Source organism: Streptomyces sp. NPDC056160 (assembly GCF_042268205.1).
Taxonomy (GTDB): Bacteria; Actinomycetota; Actinomycetes; order Streptomycetales; family Streptomycetaceae; genus Streptomyces.
Genome location: NZ_JBHJUW010000285.1, coordinates 1 through 3,846, shown reverse-complemented (window position 1 = coordinate 3,846; position 3,846 = coordinate 1). Strand labels below are relative to the sequence as shown.

Here is a 3,846-nt window from a genome sequence, read left to right as displayed (position 1 = left end):
GACAGGGCCCCGGTCGAGCGACCGGGGCCCCTTCCGTACGTGCGGTGCCGGCGTCAGATCTTGACCCGGACCTCCTTGCGCAGCTTGGCGGTGGTGTCGGCGGCGGCCGACGGTTCGGTGCTCTTGCCCGACAGGATGTCGGCCATGTCCATCGGGATGACGGAGGCGAGGGTGCTGTGGTCGCCCCAGATGCAGACCGTCATGTTCATCGTCTTCGGCGCGCCGGTGGTTGCCCCGGAGTTGTCGATCTTCGCCTGCTGGCACTTGAGGACCGCGCCGTCGAGCCCGTCGGGTGTGTACGCCTTCGGTTCGCCGAGCAGGGTGACGTCCTCGTCGTCGCTGCCCTTCTTCTTGGTCTGGTCCTTCATGTAGGCGAACATCGCGTCCACGGTCTTCGCGGGGTCGTCGATGGTGCCGTAGACGCCGTTGAGCTGGAGCTGCTTCATGGCCAGCGGGGCGTTCTTGTCCCCGGACTCGTAGGCCGCGCTGACGTCCTTGGGGTTGTGCACGCCCCACTTCTCGGCGTCCTTCATGTCGCTCTTCGACATGGTGCCGCTTTCGCCGTCGGACTTCTTGTACTGACCGAGCACCGTCGCCGGCGTCACCAGCTTGTGCGGGCCGTCGTCCGCGACGGAACTGCCGCCGCCCCCGCCGATCACCATGTACGCGCCCACCGCGATCGCCGCCACGACCGCTACCGCGCCGATGATCAGCGCCGTCTTCTTGGCACCGCCGTCGCCGCCGGAGGCCGGGGGCTGGGGCATGCCGCCGTACGGGGGCTGCTGGCCGTAGGGACCCTGCGGCGGGACGCCCTGCGGGGGCTGCTGGCTGTAGGGGCCCTGCGGCGGGACGCCCTGCGGGGGCTGCTGGCCGTAGGGGGGCTGGGGCTGCTGCGGGTAGCCGTACCCCGGCTGCTGCGGCGGGGCCTGCTGGGGGTAGCCGTAGCCGGGCTGCGCGGGCGGCGCCTGCGGCGGCTGCTGGCCGTAGGGGCCCGGCTGACCGTACGGTCCGGGCTGCTGGGGCTGCCCGCCGTACGGGCCCGGCTGGTTGTAGCTCATTGCTGGGTTCCCCCTCAGACGCTTATGTGTTCCTGACATCCTGGCGCAGGCCCGGTGCCCGCAGGCCATCGGGGTGCGCACCGTTACAGAAGAATGCGGTTCGGGACAGCGGCGGGACGCCTCTAAACTGACCCCGTGACCGAGAACGCTCAGCAGCAGCCACCAGCGCCCGACACCGAACTGCCGACCCAGTACGCGCCGGCCGACGTAGAGGGGCCGCTGTACGAGCGCTGGGTGGAGCGGGGTTACTTCGAGGCGGACGAGAAGAGCGACAAGCCGCCGTTCACCGTCGTCATCCCGCCGCCGAACGTCACGGGCAGCCTCCACCTGGGCCACGCCTTCGAGCACACGCTCATCGACGCCCTCACCCGCCGCAAGCGCATGCAGGGCCACGAGACGCTGTGGCAGCCCGGCATGGACCACGCCGGCATCGCCACGCAGAACGTCGTCGAGCGGGAACTGGCCAAGGAGGGCAAGTCCCGCCACGACCTGGGCCGCGAGGCGTTCGTCGAGCGCGTCTGGAAGTGGAAGGGCGAGTCCGGCGGGCAGATCTCCGGCCAGATGCGCCGCCTCGGCGACGGCGTCGCCTGGTCGCGCGAGCGCTTCACCATGGACGAGGGGCTCTCCCAGGCCGTCCAGACCATCTTCAAGAAGCTCTACGACGACGAGCTGATCTACCGCGCCGAGCGCATCATCAACTGGTGCCCGCGCTGCCTGACCGCGATCTCCGACATCGAGGTCGAGTACCAGGACGACGACGGCGAGCTGGTCTCGATGAAGTACGGCGACGGGGACGACACCATCGTCGTCGCCACCACCCGTGCCGAGACGATGCTCGGTGACACGGCCGTCGCCGTCCACCCCGACGACGAGCGCTACAAGCACCTGGTCGGCAAGCTCGTCAAGCTGCCGCTGACCGACCGCTCCATCCCCGTTGTCGCCGACGAGCACGTCGACCCGGAGTTCGGCACGGGCGCCGTCAAGGTCACCCCGGCCCACGACCCGAACGACTTCGAGATCGGCCGGCGCCACGACCTGCCCGCCGTCACCGTCCTCGACGAGCACGCCGTCATCACCGCGCACGGCCCCTTCCAGGGCCTGGACCGCTTCGAGGCCCGCTCCGCCATCGTCGCCGCGCTGCGCGCCGAGGGCCGGATCGTCGCCGAGAAGCGCCCCTACGTCCACTCGGTGGGCCACTGCTCGCGCTGCAAGACCACCGTCGAGCCGCGCCTGTCCATGCAGTGGTGGGTCAAGGTCGGCCCGCTCGCGAAGGCCGCCGGTGACGCGGTCCGCGAGGGCAAGGTCAAGATCCACCCGCAGGAGATGGAGAAGCGGTACTTCGACTGGGTCGACAACCTCCACGACTGGTGCATCTCGCGCCAGCTGTGGTGGGGCCACCGCATCCCGGTCTGGTACGGGCCGAACGGCGAGGTCGTCTGCGTCGGCCCCGACGACGAGGCCCCGACCGGCGAGGGCTGGCACCAGGACACCGACGTCCTGGACACCTGGTTCTCCTCCGGCCTGTGGCCCTTCTCCACCCTGGGCTGGCCCGAGCGGACCGAGTCGCTCGCGAAGTTCTACCCGAACTCCGTCCTGGTCACCGGCTACGACATCCTCTTCTTCTGGGTCGCCCGGATGATGATGTTCGGCCTGTACGCGATGGACGGCACCCCGCCGTTCCACACCATCGCCCTGCACGGCATGGTCCGCGACCAGTTCGGCAAGAAGATGTCGAAGTCCTTCGGCAACGCGGTCAACCCGCTGGACTGGATGGACAAGTACGGCTCCGACGCGCTCCGCTTCACCCTCGCGCGCGGTGCCAACCCCGGCGTGGACGTGCCGATCGGCGAGGACTGGGTCCAGGGCTCGCGCAACTTCGCCAACAAGATCTGGAACGCGACCCGCTTCGCGCTGATGAACGGCGCGACGGTGGACGGCCCGCTGCCGGACCCGTCGGCGATGTCCGCCACCGACCGGTGGATCCTCTCCCGCCTCAACTCCGTCGTCGCCGAAGTCGACGCGTACTACGAGGACTTCCAGTTCGCCAAGTTGTCCGACGCGCTGTTCCACTTCGCGTGGGACGAGGTCTTCGACTGGTACGTCGAGCTGTCCAAGACCACCTTCCAGGCGGGCGGCGAGGCGGCCGAGGTCAGCAAGCGGGTCCTCGGCGAGGTCCTGGACGTGACGCTGCGGCTGCTGCACCCGGTGGTCCCGTTCGTCACCGAGACGCTGTGGACCACCCTCACCGGCGGCGAGTCGGTCGTCATCGCCCAGTGGCCGGCCGACAGCGGCTTCCGGGACGCGGACGCCGAGCGGGAGATCGGGACGCTCCAGTCGGTCATCACCGAGGTCCGCCGCTTCCGCGCCGACCAGGGCCTCCAGCCGGGCCAGCGCGTCCCGGCCCGGCTGACCCTGGACGGCACGGCGCTCGCCCCGCACGAGGCCGCCATCCGCCAGCTGCTGCGGCTCCAGCCGGAGGGCGAGTCGTTCACGCCGACGGCGACCCTGCCGGTCGCCGGTGCGGAGGTCGCGCTGGACCTGTCCGGCACGATCGACGTGGCCGCCGAGCGCAAGCGGCTCGCCAAGGATCTGGCGGCGGCCGAGAAGGAGAAGGCCCAGGCGAACGGCAAGCTCGGCAACGAGGCGTTCCTCGCCAAGGCGCCCGACCACGTGGTCGAGAAGATCCGTACGCGGCTCGCCAAGGCCGAGGAGGACATCGTCCGCCTCACCGCCCAGCTGGAGCGGCTGCCGCAGGCGTAGGCGTCCGTACGCCGTCGAAGGCCCCGGA

At 70.3% G+C, this 3,846-nt stretch carries 2 protein-coding genes; one reads left to right on the top strand and one right to left on the bottom strand.

What is annotated here, in order from left to right:
- Positions 1-53: 53 nt before the first annotated feature.
- Positions 54-1,058 carry a hypothetical protein gene (locus ACFC02_RS41940; protein WP_376368198.1) on the bottom strand — a complete coding sequence of 335 codons (1,005 nt, stop codon included), beginning with the start codon at positions 1,056-1,058 and terminating at the stop codon, positions 54-56.
- A gap of 135 nt (positions 1,059-1,193) precedes the next feature.
- Between ACFC02_RS41940 and ACFC02_RS41935 the strand changes: the two genes are divergently transcribed.
- Positions 1,194-3,818, top strand: a complete 2,625-nt coding sequence (locus ACFC02_RS41935) for a valine--tRNA ligase (protein WP_376368195.1) — start codon at positions 1,194-1,196, stop codon at positions 3,816-3,818.
- Positions 3,819-3,846: the final 28 nt, after the last annotated feature.

What these genes read in the sequence shown, in the direction of transcription:
- ACFC02_RS41940 (WP_376368198.1), bottom strand. Translation starts at nt 1,058, where the DNA reads ATGAGCTACAACCAGCCGGGCCCGTACGGCGGGCAGCCCCAGCAGCCC.